Genomic DNA, 21,099 nt, shown 5'->3' on the forward strand with positions numbered 1-21,099 from the left:
TGGAATAATTATTTTAAATACGTTTTCTTAAAGTGCGTTAATTATAGGATTTATCAGTAAGTATTCCTTAAATTTGCAAACCGCGATACTATTTACGCGGTTATTAACTAAATTTTCTGATGAATAAAACGGCGCAAATCAAAAAAAATCATCAATTAATCAAAGCTCAAAAATTAATAATTGTTTCGGTGTTGATTGGTTTTCTATCTGCTTTCTTAGGCATAACTTTAAAGAAACTAACAGAATATTACGAAGAAATCTTCTTCCACCATGCCAACGTAAATCCAATTTTTTACATTATTTTTCCGGTATTCGGTCTGTCGATAATTTACTTTTTACGACTGTACATGTTCAAAGAAAAAGAGAATAAAGGAATTAAGGAAGTTTTTGAAAGTACACAAAGCAAGAATAAAAATTTACCTTCTTATAAAATTCCATCCCATTCTATCAACGGATTATTTACAGTTATATTCGGTGGTTCTACCGGAATTGAAGTATCTACCGTTGTGGCAGCAGCAACAATTGGATCGGTAGCACAACAAAAACACAATTTATTTCGTCAATATAAAACAGAGCTTATTTGCGCTGGAGTCGCAGCGGGAATCACTGCTTTATTTAGTAGTCCGTTAGCCGGAATTTTATTTTCTTTCGAAGTCATTTCAAAGAAAATGAGCCGTGCCTTTATACTGACCAATTTAGTAGCAGTGGGTATTGCTTATGCATTATTGGCTATTTTAAAAGAAGAGCCTTTGTTTGCCGTATCGATAACGACTTGGCATGTAAGAGCAATTCCGTACTTTATTTTATTAGGAATACTAGCTGGAATTAATTCAGTTTATTTAACTAAATGCGTGATGTTCTTTAAAGCGAAATTTGCTAAAATAGAAGTTCATTATTATAAAATTATTATTGGATCTGCCGTGCTAAGTATTTCATTTTTCATTTTCCCACAATTATACGGCGAAGGATATCATGCCATAAAAACGCTTGTTGGAACAAGCCATACTGAAATTCCGCTTACCATAACTTTGGCTATGACTTTTATCGGAATTATACTTTTAAAACCAATAGTTACTTCGATTACATTAGCCTCTGGTGGTGACGGTGGCGTTTTTGCTCCTAGTTTATTTATTGGAGCGTTTTTAGGTTTGCTATTAGCCTCTGTTTTAAATACCTACTTTAACACTCAAGTTATTCCGTTAAATTTTATGGTTATTGGAATGGCTGCTGTATTAAGTGCTAGCATACATGCGCCATTTACATCTATCTTTTTAGTATGTGGATTAACCAATAATTACACTTTATTTTTTCCAATTCTTGCTGTTTGCCTCATTTCAAAATATACAGCAAAAATGATTTATCCTAATACTGTCTATACCTTTTTACCAAAGCTTTCAAACTAAAAACTTATGCCAACTCCTAAAATAAAGCGTGGGTATCGCAAAACTCGCTACATTCTTTATAAAGAGACATTAATTGATTACAAAGAACAATTTTGGTCCTTTTTGGGTTCTTTTGTCGGTATCGGAATTTTAGCCTATATGCAAAACAAGCACTTTACCGGCACAGATGCTGTTTTCTTAATTGCTTCGTTTGGCGCATCTAGCGTGTTGGTTTACGGCATTATTCACAGTCCGTTTTCGCAACCGCGCAATCTTATTGGCGGCCATTTGGTTTCTGGTTTTATTGGCGTAACCGTTAATTTACTCCTTCCAGACATTATGTGGATCGCGGCAGCCTTATCAGTCTCTTTAGCAATTGTTCTTATGCAAATTACTAAAACATTACATCCTCCAGGTGGCGCAACGGCCTTAATTGCTGTTGTTGGCGGCGATCAGATTAAAGATTTGGGTTACTGGTATTTGGTTTCTCCTATCTTAATTGGTGTAATCGTTTTATTTCTAGTTGCCTTGGTGTTTAATAATATGACCACTAGCAGAGTCTATCCAAGTCACAGTACCTACCATAAACATTACCACAGAATCAGAAAAAGATTGGCTCAAAAATAGACGACTCAGTATCAGCTAGAAGTATTTTTTTTGATAAAAAAATTATTTTGTCATTGGGTTTAAAAAGGATTAAATGTACCTTTGAACTTTCATAAAAATAACGATTATGGTTTATAAATTTAGAGTAATCTTAGACGCAGAAGAAGACATTTTTAGAGATATTGCTATTCTAAAAGAGGACACTTTAGAGGATTTGCATAATGCCATTTTCAATTCTTTCGGATTTGACGGAATGGAAGTTGGTTCTTTTTATACTTGCGATGAGACGTGGAATCAGGAAGAGGAAATTTCGTTATTTGATACAGGAGATGTTATTGGAGAGCAAAAAATCATGAGTGATTATGTTTTGGAAGACTTACTTGACGACCAAAACACAAAGATTATTTACGTGTACGACTTTATCAATATGTGGACATTTTTGGTAGAATTGGCAGCAATTGAAGAACAAGTTGTTGGAAATACGTACCCAGAAACACTTTTCTCTCACGGAGAAATGCCAGCTGAATCGGGAGAAAAAAACTTTGAAGCCGATGATATGCACAACGATATTTACGGTGAATTTGAAGATGACTTAGACGAAGATGATTTGGATATGTTTAGCGGTGACGATAGCTTCGAAGATTTTGGATTTGAAGAGAATTGGAATTAATTTTTTTTAGGTTCAAAGGTTCTAAGAGAGAAAGAGTAAAAGATGTAAGTTAAAATCTTGCGTTTTCAAACTGTACTACTATTCTTGTTTTTTATATTTACTTTTTCAAAATATAAATTGCAGTACTTTTAGAAATCTTTTGATCTCGCAAAAATCTATGATCTTATGAACTAATCACTTTATTTCCTATAGAAAAAATTTATGGGTTCAGATCACAAATAAGAAGAAGTTCTATATCCATTCTGAGCGATATTACAGAAGGTTATGGCAGAGATGGGAATAATGATTAGTAAATTTTTAAATATCTCTATTTCCTTACTATTTAAAGTCCAATCTCAACTTGAAATTTCATTCAATTTAAAATATATAAACGAAAATCAATTTAATAAAATAAATGAAGAAAGCAGGGAAATCGAACGAATGCTTGGTGCATTTATTCGAAAAGTCAAGAGAACGAATGTAAACCTTTTTGTTCTTTTAACCTCTGCCACTCTAAACCTTAAAAAAAAAATGATCAACCTTTTCAACACTCACATCGAAACGCTGGCTATTCACCGAGTAGGGAATAAAAGCAGAAATGAAGCTATCTTTTTATCAGAGCAGACTTTCAACTTAAACGATGAAATTGCTCCTCTAGTTAAAGAGTATTTTTTTAAGCCTTTTAGAGAAAAAGAAGAAAACTACTATCAGTTTGCACATGAAGTAGATTTAGATTACAACGACATGTATAAATTTGCTTCAGAGATTTTTGATAATCCTACCAATTTACATAGTATTTCAAAAAAAATCACCGAGCATTTATACGAGCAGTCCAGTCATCCGCACATTAAAAATGGAGAAGTTTATGTGGCTTACCTGACCAATTTAAGTATTGATAACAATGTAGTTGATGCCATCGGAATTTTTAAAAGTGAGTTGCAAGCTGACTTTTTACAATTTGAAGAAAACGGTAGCAATTTAGAAATGATTTTACAACACGGAATCAATTTGAGTAAATTGGATAAAGGTTGTTTGATTTTTAATTACAAAAAAGAAGAAGGTTACAAAATCTTAACTGTCGACAGTAATCGTTACGATGCACGTTATTGGCTGGAGCATTTCTTGTCTGTAGATGCGTTTGAAGACGAGAATTTTATCACCAAAAAATACATTAAATTTTGCCAGGGATTTGCAAAAGATGTAGTTTTACCGGCAGAAGATAAAAAGGAAGAAGTGATGTTTATGAACCGTTCGGTAAATTATTTTGCCAAAAATGATCAGTTCGACGAAACCAATTTCTTAAACGAAGTTTTAGATAATCCCGACTTAATTCCAGAATTTAAGAATTATAAAATAGATAAAGGAGAGAAATATAGTATAGAAGACGTAACTTCGTTTCCGATTGCCAATGCGGCAGTTTCTGATGCCCGCAAGTCAATTAAAAACGTGATCAGCTTAGATACAAACATACAGATCAAAATGGATTTTATAAATCCCGAAAGTGCTGAAAAATATGTTGAAAAAGGATGGGACGAAGAAAAGCAAATGTATTATTATTTAGTATATTTCAATAAAGAACAAAAAAGTTAAAAATAGTATTAGTTATAATTTTCAATTTACTTTTACGCTAAAAATCCTCAACATCTTGTTGAGGATTTTTTATTTTTACTACGTGCAGAACTTCAAAAAAGCTAGTATAAAGCGAGACTTTTATTTAAAACAGCATACAAATAAGACACTTATTGAGTAGTTTTGTATTCTAATACTTCATGTTATGAATTATAGTTTTTTTAATGAAAGTCCTTTTCAAACCATAATTTCTTTTCAAAAAGCAATTGAAACTTTAGAAAATATTGCTGTCTCTGATGTTTCCTACCGTGCCACTTATGCGAAGTCTCTTTTAAAAGAAATTGCTACTGCTCCAGAATTACAAACTGGAATGCAGAACTACGACGACATTAAAAAAAATGAAGTTTTAATTGACCATTTATTGGCCGATTTATTTCCAACTGCATTAACTAACAATGAAATTAAGGCAGTTACTATTCCGTATCAAAATTTCACTTTCAATTACACCGAGAGATTTAAAAAGATAATTGCCGACGCCGGATCTGCTTTTGAAATGGTCATTAGAGATTTTGACGATCATCAATTTTACATTAACAGTTGTTGCCTAATTTTAAAGAGCTACTACAAGCAAAATGTCGATTTCATTCGTCCATTCTTTTCCGATATTCCAGATCGAGATGGCGTGCTGCATCATTATCGTATTTTATACAACGCTGATTTTCTAGAAATAATTCCCACCGAAAATGCTATTGCGTTAACGCAAGAAGATATTGATCTACTTATTGATAATTACAAAAACATTGATTTATGGAAAGAGAAATTTCCTAAAGGAAGTTGGATTCTTAAAGGTTTCGGAATTGTAAGCTTATTTGATGCAACGACAGAAAACGCGATTTCAACTCTTAAAACAAATTTACTAAAAGACAACACTAAGGATATTGCTAAAGGCGGAGTAGTTGAGAACATCTTTAGATCCATTTTTAAAATTAAAGATTTGCGCATTGGTTTTGCAATTTACAGAGCCGACGAAGAAAAATTTATTCGACCAAGTCAGTACAACTCCGAAATGAAAAGTTTTCTAATTCTTGACAATCAAGAACTCGATTGCAAAAGTGCGTTTTTCGCTTGTTCCTTTAAAAATTTACTTGAAAACAAAGAAGCTTTTACAATCTCCAACGTCGAAACTATGGCAAGTATAGCAGGTTTCGAGAAATTGGCGGCGCATTTACTAGCGCAAAACATTAAAAGTTGCGTTTTTGCTCCTATTGTAAAGGAAGGCAAATTACTAGGAATTGTTGAGTTAGTTTCAGGAAAAGCGAGAGAACTAAATTCAATTAACGCTACAAAACTAGATTTAGTACTACCGTATTTAATAGATACTATTGAGCGCTACAATAATGACAAAGAGCATCAAATTGAAGCGATAATTCAAAGAGAATACACGACCATTCACCCAAGCGTCTACTGGAAATTTAAACTGGAATCTGAAAAGTATTTTGAAACTATAAATCGCACCAAAGATTATATTTTTAAAGAAATTGTTTTTAAAGAAGTGTATCCTCTTTTTGGGCAAATTGATGTTAAAAGCTCGTCAAATTTCAGAAACGAAACCGTAAAAGAAGATTTAATAAAACAACTCTCAATACTGGTACAAATCGTTAACACCGAAAACCAAAGCAGTAATTTGATGCTGTTAGAGCAACGTAAATTCGAACTACAATCGCAACTTGAGGAGCTCAAACAACCTTTGAGAGCAGATACCGAACAACAAATTCAACGGTATATTGAAACTGAAATTCATCCGTTATTACGCAATCCTAAGAGCAGTATAGCAACACAAAAACTTGAGAAACTGTATTTTGAAAAGTTAGACGAAAAATCGGGGATGTTTTACCACGAACGCAAAAAATTTGACAACGCCATGTCAATTATCAATAAAAAGCTAGCTAATATTTTAGATCAAAAGCAAATGAAAGCGCAGCAACTTTATCCTCATTACTACGAGCGTTTTAAGACTGATGGCGTGGAACATAATTTATATATCGGAGCCAGTATTGCACCCAACAAACCTTTTGATATTATGTACTTGCACAACTTAAGATTGTGGCAACTGCAGACTTTATGTGAAATGGAATTGGAACACCATTATTTAAAATCGTCTCTTCCGTACGAATTAGATGTAACCTCTTTGATTTTGGTTTTCAGTTCGCCTATTTCGATTCGTTTTCGAATGGACGAAAAACGTTTTGATGTTGATGGAACATACAATGCGCGTTACGAAGTTGTAAAAAAACGAATTGACAAGGCCAATATAAAAGGAACTTTAGACCGCATTACCGAAAAAGAAAAAATAACAATTGTGTATTCACACACGCAAGAAGAAGTTGAATATTTAAAATACATCAAATATTTACAATTCAAGAATATACTAGAAAGTGCAATTGAAAAATTCGAAATTGAAGACTTACAAGGTGTTTCTGGTTTAAAAGGAATTCGTGTAAAGGTAAAAAATAACCAAAAAACACCACTTCAAAAAGTAAGTTATCAAGATTTACTCAATGAATTAAACTAGACGCTCATCACTCTAAAAGCGACAACAAAGGCAATAACCGAAATGATGATTCCGATCATAAAAAGATTATAAGCAATGCGCAATAAACGGTATTTCTTTTCGAGAACGAGTCCTAAATAATACAAGTCTTTGATCATGGTAGAGTACAAATAATCCCTGTCTTTAAGCATTTCGTTCATCGCCCATTCGTACTCTTCTATTGGCATTTTATAAAAATTACCAAAGAAAAGTAAATTGACCTTTTTACCTTCAATATCAGCTCGGCTAAAAACACCTTTCGTCACTTTTGGTCGAGTAGAAAGTATGGCGAAAATTATAGTAACAACACTAGACATTAGCATTATAAAAGTCGGAATTACCAAGTGTGCATTTCTCGCACTGTCTAATTTTGGTATTAAGGTTGATAAAGCAATTGAGATAATAATTGCATTTACTGATAATAAAATATTCGCCTTGCTGTCTGCAATGCCACTCAAGCGCGTGTGATTTCCAAGCGTTACACGAAAAACAGTATCAACTCCTCTTTCTGGTCGCTCACTTTTTTTCTTTTTTTTCTTGACTATATCTTCGGTGGTATCCAAATCCATTACGAGTGCTAGTTGCCTTAATTTTTCCTTTAATTTTTGAATATTCTTTTCTTTCAGCGGTTGCCAAACACGTTTTGCATAGTCTGAATAAAACTGGTGCTTATTACTTAAAAAATCGATGTTCTCTTTATTCCAATCAATATTAGTAAATGTTTTATTTTCGGTTTGCTCCCACTCACTTCGTAGTTTTTCACAGCTTGAAAAATATTCGTCTGTAATTAAATGAATATAGTCAGCGTCTTTTATAATCTGCTCCAAATGATTTTTAGGCTGATAAAACTTATCTGTTGCTAATATTAAACTAGAAACTTGTGCAATATAAGATTCACTTTGATTGTGTTGTTGCAAAAATTCAGTAGCAATTGCAACACTTTCTTGCTCATGGTTTTCGAAATTTTTCACATATCCGGTATCGTGAAACCAAGCAGCAACTAGAAGCAATTCTTTCTCAATTTCGCTACTGTTTTCGTTGTCACAAAGCTCTGTGACAGCAGCAACAACTGCCTCTGTATGGTTAAAATTATGGTAAGAATATGAGTTAGAAAGTTTATCTTTGATTAAACTACTAACAAAATTTCGGGATTCTTGTACTAGACTCATAAATTATTTTATTCTACTAAATTATGAAATTGTTTTCGAAAACACATTTTGAAACTATAATTAAAATCAATTCCTTTTTAATTCTACTTCCATTTCTAGTAACTTCTTGTGCTACACATCATCCACAATTTGGTAAAAGTGCAAAAGAAGCAAATGCTATAAATCAAGTTGATACTTCAAGTATCGCACATACTTTTTATTTGGTGGGCGATGCAGGAAATGCAGATCAAGATGAGGCCAAAGAAACACTAGAAATGTTGCACCAAAAACTACGCAATTCAAGTAAAAATGCTTCGTTACTTTTTTTGGGAGATAATATTTATCCTGTTGGATTTTCTTCAGAAAGCGACTCACTTTCCAAATTAAAATTAAACAACCAATTAGCGCTTACTAACGGTTTTAAAGGAAATACCATTTTTATTCCTGGCAATCATGATTGGTACAGTGGCATAAAAGGTCTAGAACTTCAGGCTGATTTTGTAACTACGTATTTAAACGATAAAAAATCTTTTTTACCTCGTAAAGGTTGTGCCATCGAACAGTTGAAGATAAACAATGATCTTACTTTACTCACGATTGATAGTGAATGGTTTTTACAAAATTGGGATAAACATCCGACCATAAACGACAATTGTGAAATAAAAACGAGAGATGATTTTTTTAGTGAATTAGAAAGTTTACTCAATAAAAATCAGTCCAAAACTGTGGTAATTGCAATGCATCATCCTCTACTAACGAATGGAACCCACGGTGGACAATTTTCGGTTCAAAAGCAATTGTTTCCGTTAGAAAGTAAAATTCCACTACCGTTCATTGGTTCAATTATTAACTTTCTGAGACAAACTTCAGGCGCTAGTCCGCAAGATCTTCAGAATAAAGAATATGCAAAACTTGCCAATCGCATTAAAACACTTATTCAAGGTCAAAAAAATATCGTAGTAGTTTCGGGTCACGATCATAATTTACAATTCATTCAAAAAGAAAATATTACACAAGTAATTAGTGGTGCAGAAAGTAAATCTGAAGCGGCAAAAGCAGTTGGTAAAAATGATTTCTCGTACGGAGGAAATGGGTATGCTACGTTACAAGTTTATAAAAATGGTTCTGCTAAAATTGCTTTTTACGGAATTGAAAATAATTCGGAAAAATTATTATTTGCCCAAAATATAATTAAAGAAAAAGATACGATTGCAGTACAGAAGTATGCTTTGTCTTTTCCCACAACGACATTAGCTTCAATTTATTCTAAAAAATCAACTGAAAAAGGAGCGATTTATAGCTTTCTATTCGGAAAGCACTATCGAGCAACGTACAGTTTGCCAATTGAAACGAAAACAGGCATCTTAGACACCTTATTTGGTGGAGTTACACCAACTCGGGAAGGTGGCGGCCATCAATCCAAATCACTTCGTATTGTAGATCAACAAGGACGCGAATATGTAATGCGTGCCATGAAAAAAAGCGCTACACAATTTCTGCAATCTGTAGCTTTTAAGGATCAATATATTGTCGATGATTTTACGGACACCTATTCTGAAGAATTTTTATTTGATTTTTACACCACTGCTTATCCTTATGCCCCTTTCGCAATTGGTAGTATGGCTGATAAAATTGGAGTCGCACATACCAATCCTTTTTTATATTACATTCCGAAACAAAACCAATTGGGTACATTTAATTCCAATTTTGGTGATGAATTGTACTTGGTCGAAGAGCGCGTTGCAGATAATCAAAAAGAAGTAGAGTCTTTTGGAGAAAACAATGCAGTAGATATTATTAGCACCACTGACATGATGAAAAACCTGCAGAAGGACGAAAAATATTCAGTTGATCAGACAGAATATATTAAGGCCAGATTGTTTGATATGTTGATTGGCGATTGGGACAGACACGATGATCAATGGCGATGGGCGGCTTACCAAATTGGTGGCAAAGTGATTTACAAACCAATTCCGAGAGATCGAGACCAAGCTTTTCCTAAGTTTGATGGCGCTGCTTTTTTGGTAATTATGAACATTCCTGCGCTCAGACACATGCGCAGTTTTGATAAGGAAATTGATAATATAAAATGGTTTAATCGAGAACCTTATCCTTTAGACTTGGCTTTTTTAAAAACCGCTTCTCAGCAAGATTGGATTTCGCAAGCTTCGCAGATCAAAGAAAATCTCAATGACAACGATATAGAAGAAGCTTTTGCAAATTTACCAAAAGAAGTACAAGGTAAAACCTTGGTCCAAATCAAGCAAAATTTAAAAACTCGCAGAGACGATTTAGAAAAATATGCCGCTCAGTATTACGCAGTGCTGCAGCATACTGTTTTGATAGTTGGGACAAATAAAAAAGATAAGTTTATTGTACATCATAAAGCAAAAAACACAATTGAAGTTAGTTTGTATCGCATCAAAAAAGATGGCGACGAATTTCAATATTCCAAAGAATACAAAAGTCCGCTCACTAAAAATTTGTGGATTTACGGTTTAGACGATGACGACGTTTATGAAGTTAATGGCAGCGAAAAATCTTCGATTAAAATCAGATTAATTGGTGGTCAAAACAATGATGTTTATACCGTATCCAACGGTGAAAAAGTTAAGATTTATGATTATAAATCAAAGAAAAACACTTTCAATATCGATTCAAAAACAACAAAAAGACTAACAGATGATTACGCTTTAAATTTGTATAATTACCAAAAACCAAAATACAACGTGTTTTCTGGCATGCCGACAATTGGCTATAACCCTGATGACAATTTTAAGCTTGGTTTTACTGTTAACTATACCGTAAATCAGTTTAAACAAAGTCCTTTTACTCAAAAACACGTTTTAAAAGGAAATTATTATTTTGGAACACAAGGAATTGAATTGATGTATAATAGTTATTTTCCTGAAGTTATTGGCAAATGGGGATTAGATATTGCTGCGGAATTTACCACACCCAATTTTACTATGAACTTTTTTGGCTATGGTAATGAAACTAAAAATAACGATGAAGAATTTGGTATGAATTACAATCGTGTTCGAATTCAGAAAATCAAATTTGCTCCCGCTTTGAAAAAGAGTGGGCGCTTTGGAAGTGAACTTAGTTTTCAGCCCCAGTTTGAGTTGTATGAAGTAGAATCTACCACAAATAGATACATTAACATTCCCGGAATTATTAATCCAAAGGTATTCTTGAATCAAGTTTTTGGCGGTGCAAAAATCAAGTATAGTTTTATAAATGCAGACGTTTTAACAATGCCAACTATGGGAATTAATTTTTCGATTGCTGCCACTTGGACGAGCAATTTAGAAGACAGTAAAAGAAATTTTCCTGCATTGGACGGAAATCTAAGCTTTAGTCACAAAATCGATTCGAACGGTAAATTTGTTTTTGCTACAAACTTTAAAGCAAAAAAAATATTTAATAATAACTTCGAATTTTATCAAGGTGCACTTTTAGGAGGTGACTTCGATTTGAGAGGTTTTAGAGATGATCGTTTCTTAGGAAATAGTTACTATTCACAAAGCACCGACGTGCGATGGAATATAGGTAAAATTCAAAAGAGAATTGTTCCGCTTACTTATGGTGTTCTAGCTGGTTTTGATTACGGAAGAGTTTGGCTAGATGGCGTACAATCAGACCAATGGCACAGTGATTATGGTGGTGGATTATGGATTAATGCTGTGCACTTTTTAACCGCCAGAGCTACTTATTTTAAAGCACCACATGAAAAAAGACGTTTCTCTTTTGGGGTTGGTTTTAACTTTTAATTTTTTAGCGACAGCTCGTAGACCTTTCCTCCTAGTTTATCGGCCTTTTCGTCTGCGATTAATACCGTTTGATTGTCTTTAAAAACCAAGGCCTCCTTCTGAGAAAAATGATTCAGGTCGATATCTCTTCTTTTTCCTTGCGTAAAAGCATCTCCTTTAAAATTCTCAAATAAGATAATTTTATCATGAGTTAAAAGTGCTATTTTCTTTTCATTCGGACTAATAGCTGCGCTTGTTACCGCACAATGATTGTAGTTCGAACAGGTTTTAAAAGTACCGACTAAAACGGCTTTCTGCTGGCCTGCTTTGTTGGCAATCTTATAAATTAATGAGGTCCCGTCGAAAATTTTGCTTCTGTTCTTAGTAAATAAATAAAAGTGATTTTTAAATTCAAAAAAACCTTCTACATCAAACATCATTTTGGATTTTTTAGGAGGGAATTCCGTTTGCTCCGGATACGAAAATTGTATCTGGTAGGTTGCACGTGCCTTGCTTTTTTTTAGTTCTTTTTGGTCTACTCTGTAAATGGATAAATCTGTTCGTATATTGTTATTATTACCAAAATCACCAATATATATTGCGCCATCTTTACCTTTGGTTATGTCTTCCCAATCCGTATTTACTGCATTATCTAAGGTTATTTTTTTAAGTAATTTTCCTTCTGCATTGAGCGCATAAATAACATTTGCATTTCCTTTGTCTTCCAAAGCCCAAATGGTATTTGTTGCTTTATCATACGTAATTCCAGAAACTTCCTTTAACTTTTTAGGAAAAGTAAAAACAGTCTTTAATTGTGTTGACCCTTGCTGACAAGACAATAAAATTAAAGCTAAAATAAAGTATAAATTATTTTTCATAGGTCGTTCTTGTTTTTTAAAGGACTCAATATTAAAGTACATTGGTGTTTTTAAAGTTTCTTGCGATAAAAGCAAATGCTGCTCCCATAACATGCCCCATCGACTGTGCATTTTTAAAATTCATATCGTTGGTGTAACGGTACAACTCCATTTTTAACTGACCCAAATTTTCGTCCGAAGATACCGTATCATGACGCATAATGTGCAATAATTTGCGAATTCGGCTTTCGGCAGAATGGATTCGTTTGGCCAGTATCGCACGCTCTTCATCCTTATATTGAAAAATAGAACGCTCTTCTAACTTTTCTTTAATCAACTTAATCATCGGTCCGTTCTCCTTAAAAAATTGAGGACGGTAAACTTTAAAATTTCCTTCGTAACATTGCTGATCGAAGTCAATTGGACGAATTTTGTATACTACTTGGTCAAAATCGTGAATAGGAACAATTACGTAGTTGTAAGCACGCATGTCGCCGAGCAAACGAATCATGCAACGCTCGTTGAACTTCACAAATTCTTTGGCAATTTGTGACTTCTCCATTTCCGTACATTTTGGCAACAAGGTTTCCATGAAAACATCACCCGGAATACCGATTATGTGCTCTTCGATCAACGTATCTTTGTAGACCAAAAAGTTAATTTTGTCTGGCGATAAAATTTCCTCGAACTCCAATCCGTAAATTCGAGAAGCATCGGCTTTCTTTATATAAAAATGAACATAGTTGTCGTTTAAAATATTGCGGACTTTAATGCGGAACGGTTTGGAGTTACCGAACGTACAATAATCAATTGCATCTACATTCAAGTACTGCAAAATCTCACTATTTCCATCAGAGTGTAATAATGAATATATCTTTTTAAGATTCAAATCAATCTCATTGCGATCAAATTCACTATAATAAACCCGAATCCAAAGTGTGTCTTTGTCATTTTTATCATATACATTGATGGCTCCTGCAAAACGCAATAAATCATCATAAAAAACAGGGACTTTTGACATTCTCTCGTAGCGTTCTAAGTATTCGACTAGCGGATCAATTATTGGATACGACGGTTTTTTATAAAACATTAAATTCTCACTCATTACTTAAAATATTTACTACAAATTTACATTAAATATAAATGCTCTTTCTGTAGTTTCATTGTTTATACCGCATTTGGAAAAGGAAAAAGTCTTTAACATCACAAATTCTTACAAAACGAACTTTTATATTATATTTGTTAGTTATGAGACACTATCAAAGCATCTTCATTATCGTATTTTTATTTTTAAGTATTCCTGAAGTTCAGTCACAATACATCACAATTGATGACCAACTTACGGCTTCAAAATTAGTGACAGATGTATTAGTAAATAGCCCATGCGTTAGCATTTCTGGATCGACTGCTGTGGGTGATACTCTTTCGGGAATCAGCAAAAGTTTTGCTTATTTTAATGCTAACGGAACTACTTTCCCTTTTAAAGAAGGCGTAGTTTTAAGTACTGCTCGGGCTGTAAATTCTTCTGGACCGTATACTCCGAACAATCGCGGTGAAGGCGACAAAAAGTGGAAAGGCGATGCCGATCTTGATGTGGCGCTAGGAATTAGTTCTATAAATGCGACAGTTTTGGAATTTGATTTTATTGCATTAACCAACACGGTTAGTTTCAACTATTTATTTGCTTCTAATGAATACCAATCGTATTTTCCCTGCTCTTTTTCGGATGGCTTTGCTTTTTTAATTAAAGAAGTTGGCAGTACCGATCCTTATAAAAACTTAGCTGTTTTACCCAATTCGAACACCATAGTTTCCTCTCAAAATGTGCGTCCGCTAATCAAACCTGTTTCGACCACGCAAGGTGTTTTTCCCGGATGTCCTGCCTTAAATGAAAATTATTTTTCAGGTTTTAATTCTCAAAATAATCCCATCAATTATGCGGGACAAACGGTTGTTTTAAATGCGAGCACCAATGTAATTGCTGGAAAAACCTACCATATAAAACTTGTAATTGCCGACGATCGCGAACAGTTTTTTGACTCTGCCGTATTTGTAGAAGCTGGAAGTTTTAAAGTATCGATCGATTTAGGACAAGATTATTCGTTAGCAAACAATAATCCTGTTTGCTTTGGCGAAAAAGTAGTTTTAGATACCAAATTGTCTCCAACCAGTACATTTAAATGGTCTAAAGACGGTATTGTTATTCCTGGTGCCAATCAATATTTTTACGAAGTTAGCAGTTCTGGGAACTATAAAGTAAGTACCGTGCTTGGGTCTTCTAGTTGTGAAGCATCCGATGAAATAAAAGTAGAGTTTTCAATTCCTCTCACGGTTAACGATCAAAACTTAGTACAATGTGACGACAACGGTGATGGTATTTCCATTTTTAATTTAACAAAAATTGAAAATGAACTCCAACAGAACGACACTTCTATCGCAACAGTAAGTTATTACGAAAATTTAGCTGATGCAGAAGCAAAAACAAATGCTATTAGTAACCCAAATAGTTACATCAATAAGGCACCCGCTCCGCTTTTGTACTTTAGAACCGAAAATAAATTTGCCTGTTATGCTGTTCGTCAATTACAGCTATTGATTTCAAATACTTTAATTTCTGCACAAGCAGTTGTACAAATCTGTGACAGCGATGCAGTGCAGGATGGCTTTTCTAGTTTTGATTTGAATGCTCAAGTTTCTCCACAATTGCTGTCTGGCTTACCTAGCAATTTAGAAGTTGGTTACTATTTAACTGAAAATGATGCCATTATTGAACGAAATGCACTGCCAAATAATTTCATAAATACTGTCGAAAATAAGCAGAGTATTTTTGCTCGAATTATAAATGGTAGTGATTGCTACGATATTACTCCCATCCAATTACTTGTCAATACCTTTGATCCAGTAAATTTCGAACAAGAAACAAAATACATATGCAGCGGAAGTAGCATTGATTTAAGCGTCGCTGACGGATTCGCTTCCTATTTATGGAACACAGGAGCAACGCAAGCAAAAAATGCCGTAACAGCACCTGGAACGTACTCGGTAACGGTCACAAATTTAAATGGCTGTAGTAAAAGCAAAACATTTATTGTACAACCTAGTCAAGTTGCTACGCTAACGAATATTACCATTAAAGATTTTGCAGGTAGTTCTAACAATGTTACAGTTGAATATTCTGGTAGCGGTTCTTATGACTTTTCTTTGGACGGTGATTTATACCAAGACGAAGCTACGTTTACTAATCTAACGCCCAACAAATACATTGCTTACGTTCGAGATAAAAACGGATGTGGAACAAGTGTAAGCAATACTTTTTACGTATTAGATTACCCGCGATTTTTCACTCCCAATGGAGATGGATATAATGACGTTTGGCGAATTGAAAATGATAATTACTTACCCGATTACCATTTATCAGTTTTTGATCGCTATGGCAAATTATTGAAGCAAATGCCTAAAAATAATTTGGGTTGGAATGGCCTTTTTGCTGGAAAGCAATTACCCGCAGATGATTATTGGTTTACTTTACAATTGAACGATGGAAGAATGATCAAAGGACATTTTAGCTTGAAGCGATGATATTGCATAAATGACAGATACAAAAAAAGGCCATTCATAAATGAATGGCCTTTTTATATGCTTAAGTTTAAAACTTATATTTTAAATCTTTTTCTATCTGTTTCAGTTAAATAGATTTTTCTCAAACGAATAGATTTTGGAGTAACCTCAACATATTCATCTTTTTGAATGTATTCCAAAGCTTCCTCTAAGGAGAAAATAATTGGTGGAATAATTCTTGCTTTCTCATCATTTCCAGAAGAACGTACGTTAGATTGTTTTTTCTCCTTCGTTACGTTTACACACATATCATCTGCACGAGAGTTTTCTCCAATTACCTGTCCTTCGTAAATTTCAGCATTTGGTTCAACAAAAAACTTACCACGATCTTGTAATTTATCGATAGAATAAGGAATTGCTTTTCCTTTTTCCATAGAGATTAAAGAACCTTTGTTACGTCCAGAAATTTCTCCTTTGTAAGGCTCATATCCTATGAAACGGTGTGCCATAATAGCCTCACCAGCAGTAGCAGTAAGCAATTGATTACGCAATCCGATAATTCCACGAGATGGAATATTGAATTTTACAATCATACGCTCTCCTTTAGTTTCCATACTCAACATTTCACCTTTACGCATCGTAACAAACTCTACCGCTCTTCCTGAAAGTGCTTCTGGTAAATCGATTGTTAACTCTTCAATTGGCTCACATTTTTTACCATCAATTTCTTTGATAATAACTTGTGGTTGACCGATTTGCATTTCATACCCTTCTCTTCTCATTGTTTCAATAAGAACAGATAAGTGCAATACACCACGACCAAAAACCATAAACTTATCAGCAGAATCAGTTTCACCTAACTTCATTGCTAAGTTTTTCTCTAATTCTTTTGTCAAACGCTCTCTAATATGACGAGAAGTTACAAATTTACCCTCTTTTCCAAAGAAAGGAGAATCATTAATTGTAAACAACATACTCATAGTTGGTTCGTCAATAGCAATAGATGCTAATCCTTCAGGGTTTTCATAATCAGCGATAGTATCACCAATTTCAAAACCTTCAACACCAACGATTGCACAAATATCTCCAGCAATTACTTCTTGTACTTTTTTACGTCCAAGACCTTCAAAAGTATGTAATTCTTTAATTCTAGATTTTATTACTGTACCATCTCTTTTTACTAATGAGATTGGCATTCCTTCTTTTAAAACTCCTCTTTCTAAACGACCAATAGCGATACGACCTGTAAAAGCAGAGAAATCTAAAGATGTGATTAACATTTGTGGTGTTCCTTCTGATACTTTAGGAGCTGGAACATTAGCAAGAACCATATCTAATAATGGCTCGATGTTTTCAGTTTGAACTTTCCAGTCATCAGACATCCAGTTATTTTTAGCTGAACCGTAAACCGTAGGAAAATCCAACTGCTCTTCAGTAGCACCTAATTCAAACATTAAGTCAAAAACTTTCTCATGAACTTCTTCAGGAGTACAGTTTTCTTTATCAACTTTATTGATAACAACGCATGGTTTCAAACCAAGATCTAATGCTTTTTGCAATACAAAACGCGTTTGTGGCATCGGTCCTTCAAAAGCATCTACAAGTAGACAAACTCCGTCAGCCATGTTCAAAACACGCTCTACCTCTCCACCAAAATCGGCGTGACCAGGAGTGTCAATAATATTAATTTTTGTTCCTTTGTACTGTACAGAAACATTTTTAGAAGTAATGGTAATACCTCTTTCACGCTCTAAGTCGTTGTTATCTAGTATTAAATCACCTGAATTTTCGTTGTCACGAAATAATTGGCAGTGATACATAATTTTATCAACCACCGTTGTTTTACCGTGATCGACGTGAGCAATAATTGCAATATTTCTTATAGATTCCATCTGTTGTTTTTAATGGGCGCAAAGCTACAATTTTTTTTTTTATAATTAACGATTCAGAAACAGTTAAAATTTCAATGAATCTACTATCGTAAAAATCAGTGTATGAACTAGGTACATCATTTGCCCTATTTTAAGTTGTAATTGTCATAACTAAATTATTATATTTGAGTAATGAAAAACAAAACCAACCAAATCATATTAATCTACCTTGTTATTTCACTGTTCTTGGCAATCTTATGTCATAAACTACTACTCTATACTTTCAACGATAATCAGTACCATTATTACAGCTTTGTTAAAGATCTTTTTTTCATTATTAGCATTGCTTTTTTATTCAAATATATTTTGGCAAAAAATGAAGAACGCAACCAAGATAATTTTGATGAGTTAAAAAAAATAAATGAAGAGATAAACGAATCGAACGAAAAATACGACATTGTTTCTAAAGCAACTAGTGACACTATTTGGGATTGGAAGATTCAAGAAAATTGTATTAGTTGGAATCAAGGCATCGAAAATATATTTGGTTACCGACCAGGTGAAGCTGGCACAACCTCTGAATGGTGGTTCAATAACATTCATCCCGAAGACAGCATTAAAATGTCTGTTAAGCTGTACTCTTTTTTAGAGCAAAAAACCGAAAAATGGCAAGATCAGTATCGTTTTAAGTGTGCCGATGGAACGTACAAATATGTTTTAGATCGCGGTTTTTTACTTACAGATACTGGCGGAAAAGCTGCTAGAATGATTGGCGCCATTCAAGACATTAGCAAGCAAAAAGAAGAAGAACAGCGTTTGCGATTATTAGAAACGGTAATCACTGAATCCAGAGATTCTGTAATTATTACGCGTGCCAGTTCTGAAGACCATGCTTTCCCGGTAATTGTATACGCCAATCCTGCTTTTACGATGATGTCGGGTTATACATCTGAAGATCTAATTGGTAAATCACCTATTATTTTTAAAGGGCCAAAATCGGATATTAGTGAACTAAAAAAATTAGTAAATGCTATAAAAAATAAGGAAGAATCTTTTATAGAAACAATTAGCTACAAAAAAAACAGAGAAGAATATTGGGTACGACTTTCTATGATACCTATATATAATAGCGAAAATGTACTGTCACACTGGGTTTCAATACAGCGAGACATTACAGAAGAAAAAAAATCAGGCAAAGAAAAAGAGCATTTAATTCGGGAACTAACGCAAAATAACAAAGACCTCAAACAGTTTTCGTATATTACTTCTCATAATCTACGGGCACCACTTTCTAACTTAACTGGTTTGCTTCGACTTATCGACGATATTAAAATTGAAGATGAAGAACTAGAGGAATTGTTGAATGGCTTTAACAAATCAACTCAGTTACTCAATGAAACGATCAATGACTTGGTAAAAGTTATCGTAATCAAAGACAATCCCTCCATTCAAAAAGAACGTCTCGTTTTAAGTGAAGTTTTTGAGAAAGTTTTTTCTCAATTGAACTTTCAAATTGAGTCTAACAATCCGATATTGAAATTAAAATTTGATCCTGAGTTTACTTTACATACCAATAAAGCGTATCTTGAAAGTATTCTTCTTAACTTACTTTTAAATGCAATAAAATATAAAGAGCATAGCCGAAAATTAAAAATTACTATTACTGCTGAATTTTCTGAAGGTCGTACAAAACTAACCTTCAAAGACAATGGAATTGGAATTGATCTCGAACGAAATAAAGACAAAGTTTTTGGTCTTTACCAACGTTTTCATAATTATCCTGACAGCAAAGGTCTTGGTTTATATTTGGTCAAATCGCAAGTAGATACAATGGGAGGAACGATTTCCATAAAAAGCGAAGTGAACAAAGGAACTGAATTTACAATACTTTTTTAATTTATATAATTTATGTACGACACTATATTATGCATAGACGACGACCCAATTGCATTGTTATTGTGCAAAAAAGTAATTACTCGCTTTGATTTTTCAAAAGAGATTGTAACTGCTCAAAATGGCGAAGAAGCACTTCAATATTTTAATGGTATTAAGTATGCAACTGCTGCCATTAAAAAGAAACCTCAGCTAATTTTTCTGGATTTAAATATGCCAGTGATGGGCGGTTGGGAATTTTTAGATCATTTTATAGAAAGGGACTACAATCAGTTCAATACGATTCCGGTTGTTGTTCTTTCGTCTACGATCGATCCGCAAGATGTAGAAAAATCAAAAGAATATCCAATAATTATTGATTTTTTATCCAAACCAATAACAATAGACATCCTTAATTATCTTTCTGAAAAAATTCTAAAAAACAAGTAATCGCAATTTTTAATGAATTATATTAAAAAAGACAAACCTCATAGTAGTATACTTCTATGAGGTTTGTCTTTTAGCTTTTCATTATACACTTACAAATCTATTTGTCGTGTTTGACCCAAATTAAATCAGACGTTATAAATCCGATTTCTTCTGCTTTTTTAAGGTAACTCATTTTAATGTTCTCTGGAATAGTTGTCTCTCTAGAAAGAATCCATAAATATTTTAAACTCTCTCCTGCCACTAAGGCGTATTTGTAATCAGCATCAATAGCGATTACATTATAGCCTGCATAAAAAGGTCCGAAAAAAGAAACTTTAAGCATAGCAACTTTATCATCACCAACAAATTTGGCTTTACCAATACTCTCCGACCATTTGTCTTTTTTTACATTATAGCCCTTATTATCCACTTTGATCATTCCGTTATCCTTCAATGAATATTCGGCGGTAGTATTATCCAAGCCTTTTTCGAATTTAAAATCGAGTCTTGCAATTTCGTACCATTTTCCCAAGTATTTATTTTTATCAAAATTATGAACTGCAGTTGCTTCTTCTGGAATTGTGGTGCTGGAACAAGAGGTTAGTAACAAGCCAACTCCTGCAAGTAAAAGCGCGCTACCTAAATATCTTTTTTTCATGCTTTCTATAATTTATAGTTGCAGGTAAAAATACAAATATAGTAACCGATCTATTTTATAGAATTCAGTATCAGATTTATATGATTCTATTTGAAAACAACACATAAAAAAACCGCCAATAGTATTGACGGTTTAGTTGTATTTTGATTAACGTAAAA

15 protein-coding genes are annotated in these 21,099 nt (G+C 33.6%); 10 read left to right on the forward strand and 5 right to left on the reverse strand.

All coding sequences use genetic code 11. The features are described from left to right. The first annotated feature begins 119 nt into the window (after positions 1–119). From AP058_RS07240 to AP058_RS07260, 6 genes are all read left to right on the forward strand, one after another. On the forward strand, positions 120–1,403 hold the full coding sequence (locus tag AP058_RS07240) for a chloride channel protein (RefSeq protein WP_082706602.1): 1,284 nt from the start codon (positions 120–122) through the stop codon (positions 1,401–1,403). A gap of 6 nt (positions 1,404–1,409) precedes the next feature. Continuing rightward, the gene (locus AP058_RS07245; protein ID WP_066308562.1) at positions 1,410–2,009 is read left to right on the forward strand and encodes an HPP family protein; all 600 of its coding nucleotides are present in this window, start codon (positions 1,410–1,412) and stop codon (positions 2,007–2,009) included. A 106-nt stretch (positions 2,010–2,115) separates the two neighbouring features. After that, positions 2,116–2,658, forward strand: a complete 543-nt coding sequence (locus AP058_RS07250) for a hypothetical protein (RefSeq protein WP_066308565.1) — start codon at positions 2,116–2,118, stop codon at positions 2,656–2,658. A gap of 218 nt (positions 2,659–2,876) precedes the next feature. Then, positions 2,877–2,948 (forward strand): hypothetical protein, encoded by a 72-nt coding sequence (locus tag AP058_RS17210; RefSeq protein WP_255357084.1) that lies wholly within the window; start codon positions 2,877–2,879, stop codon positions 2,946–2,948. Next, positions 2,923–4,227: a four helix bundle protein gene (locus AP058_RS07255; RefSeq protein WP_255357081.1), complete on the forward strand. Its 1,305-nt coding sequence runs from the start codon at positions 2,923–2,925 to the stop codon at positions 4,225–4,227. The genes AP058_RS17210 and AP058_RS07255 overlap by 26 nt, the downstream gene beginning before the upstream one ends. Positions 4,228–4,411: 184 nt before the next feature. Beyond that, on the forward strand, positions 4,412–6,778 hold the full coding sequence (locus AP058_RS07260; protein WP_066308568.1) for a GAF domain-containing protein: 2,367 nt from the start codon (positions 4,412–4,414) through the stop codon (positions 6,776–6,778). Here AP058_RS07260 and AP058_RS07265 read toward each other — a convergent pair. Beyond that, positions 6,775–7,965 carry a Pycsar system effector family protein gene (locus tag AP058_RS07265; RefSeq protein ID WP_066308570.1) on the reverse strand — a complete coding sequence of 397 codons (1,191 nt, stop codon included), beginning with the start codon at positions 7,963–7,965 and terminating at the stop codon, positions 6,775–6,777. The genes AP058_RS07260 and AP058_RS07265 overlap by 4 nt on opposite strands. 23 nt (positions 7,966–7,988) lie before the next feature. Here AP058_RS07265 and AP058_RS07270 point away from each other — a divergent pair, with 23 nt between their 5' ends. Beyond that, the gene (locus AP058_RS07270) at positions 7,989–11,717 is read left to right on the forward strand and encodes a metallophosphoesterase (protein WP_066308571.1); all 3,729 of its coding nucleotides are present in this window, start codon (positions 7,989–7,991) and stop codon (positions 11,715–11,717) included. Here AP058_RS07270 and AP058_RS07275 read toward each other — a convergent pair. Next, positions 11,714–12,574 carry an SdiA-regulated domain-containing protein gene (locus AP058_RS07275; protein WP_066308915.1) on the reverse strand — a complete coding sequence of 287 codons (861 nt, stop codon included), beginning with the start codon at positions 12,572–12,574 and terminating at the stop codon, positions 11,714–11,716. The genes AP058_RS07270 and AP058_RS07275 overlap by 4 nt on opposite strands. A gap of 31 nt (positions 12,575–12,605) precedes the next feature. Then, positions 12,606–13,658, reverse strand: coding sequence for a hypothetical protein (locus AP058_RS07280; protein ID WP_066308572.1), 1,053 nt, complete (start codon positions 13,656–13,658; stop codon positions 12,606–12,608). 143 nt (positions 13,659–13,801) lie between these two features. On the opposite strand from AP058_RS07280, the gene AP058_RS07285 reads away from it, so the two are divergent. Next, positions 13,802–16,132, forward strand: a complete 2,331-nt coding sequence (locus AP058_RS07285; protein ID WP_066308574.1) for a T9SS type B sorting domain-containing protein — start codon at positions 13,802–13,804, stop codon at positions 16,130–16,132. Between the two features lie 74 nt (positions 16,133–16,206). On the opposite strand, the gene typA is transcribed toward AP058_RS07285, so the two are convergent. Then, complete coding sequence (gene typA / locus AP058_RS07290) at positions 16,207–18,003, reverse strand: translational GTPase TypA (RefSeq protein ID WP_066308577.1); 1,797 nt, start codon at positions 18,001–18,003, stop codon at positions 16,207–16,209. A 345-nt stretch (positions 18,004–18,348) separates the two neighbouring features. On the opposite strand from typA, the gene AP058_RS07295 reads away from it, so the two are divergent. Both AP058_RS07295 and AP058_RS07300 read left to right on the forward strand, forming a co-directional pair. Continuing rightward, entirely contained in the window at positions 18,349–19,878 is a 1,530-nt protein-coding gene (locus AP058_RS07295) for a PAS domain-containing protein (protein WP_231739591.1), read from the forward strand. A gap of 12 nt (positions 19,879–19,890) precedes the next feature. After that, on the forward strand, positions 19,891–20,304 hold the full coding sequence (locus AP058_RS07300; protein WP_066308581.1) for a response regulator: 414 nt from the start codon (positions 19,891–19,893) through the stop codon (positions 20,302–20,304). 97 nt (positions 20,305–20,401) lie between these two features. On the opposite strand, the gene AP058_RS07305 is transcribed toward AP058_RS07300, so the two are convergent. Continuing rightward, positions 20,402–20,941 carry a lipocalin family protein gene (locus AP058_RS07305; RefSeq protein WP_066308585.1) on the reverse strand — a complete coding sequence of 180 codons (540 nt, stop codon included), beginning with the start codon at positions 20,939–20,941 and terminating at the stop codon, positions 20,402–20,404. Positions 20,942–21,099 lie beyond the last annotated feature (158 nt).

The organism is Flavobacterium sp. TAB 87 (assembly GCF_001529295.1).
Taxonomy (GTDB): Bacteria; Bacteroidota; Bacteroidia; order Flavobacteriales; family Flavobacteriaceae; genus Flavobacterium.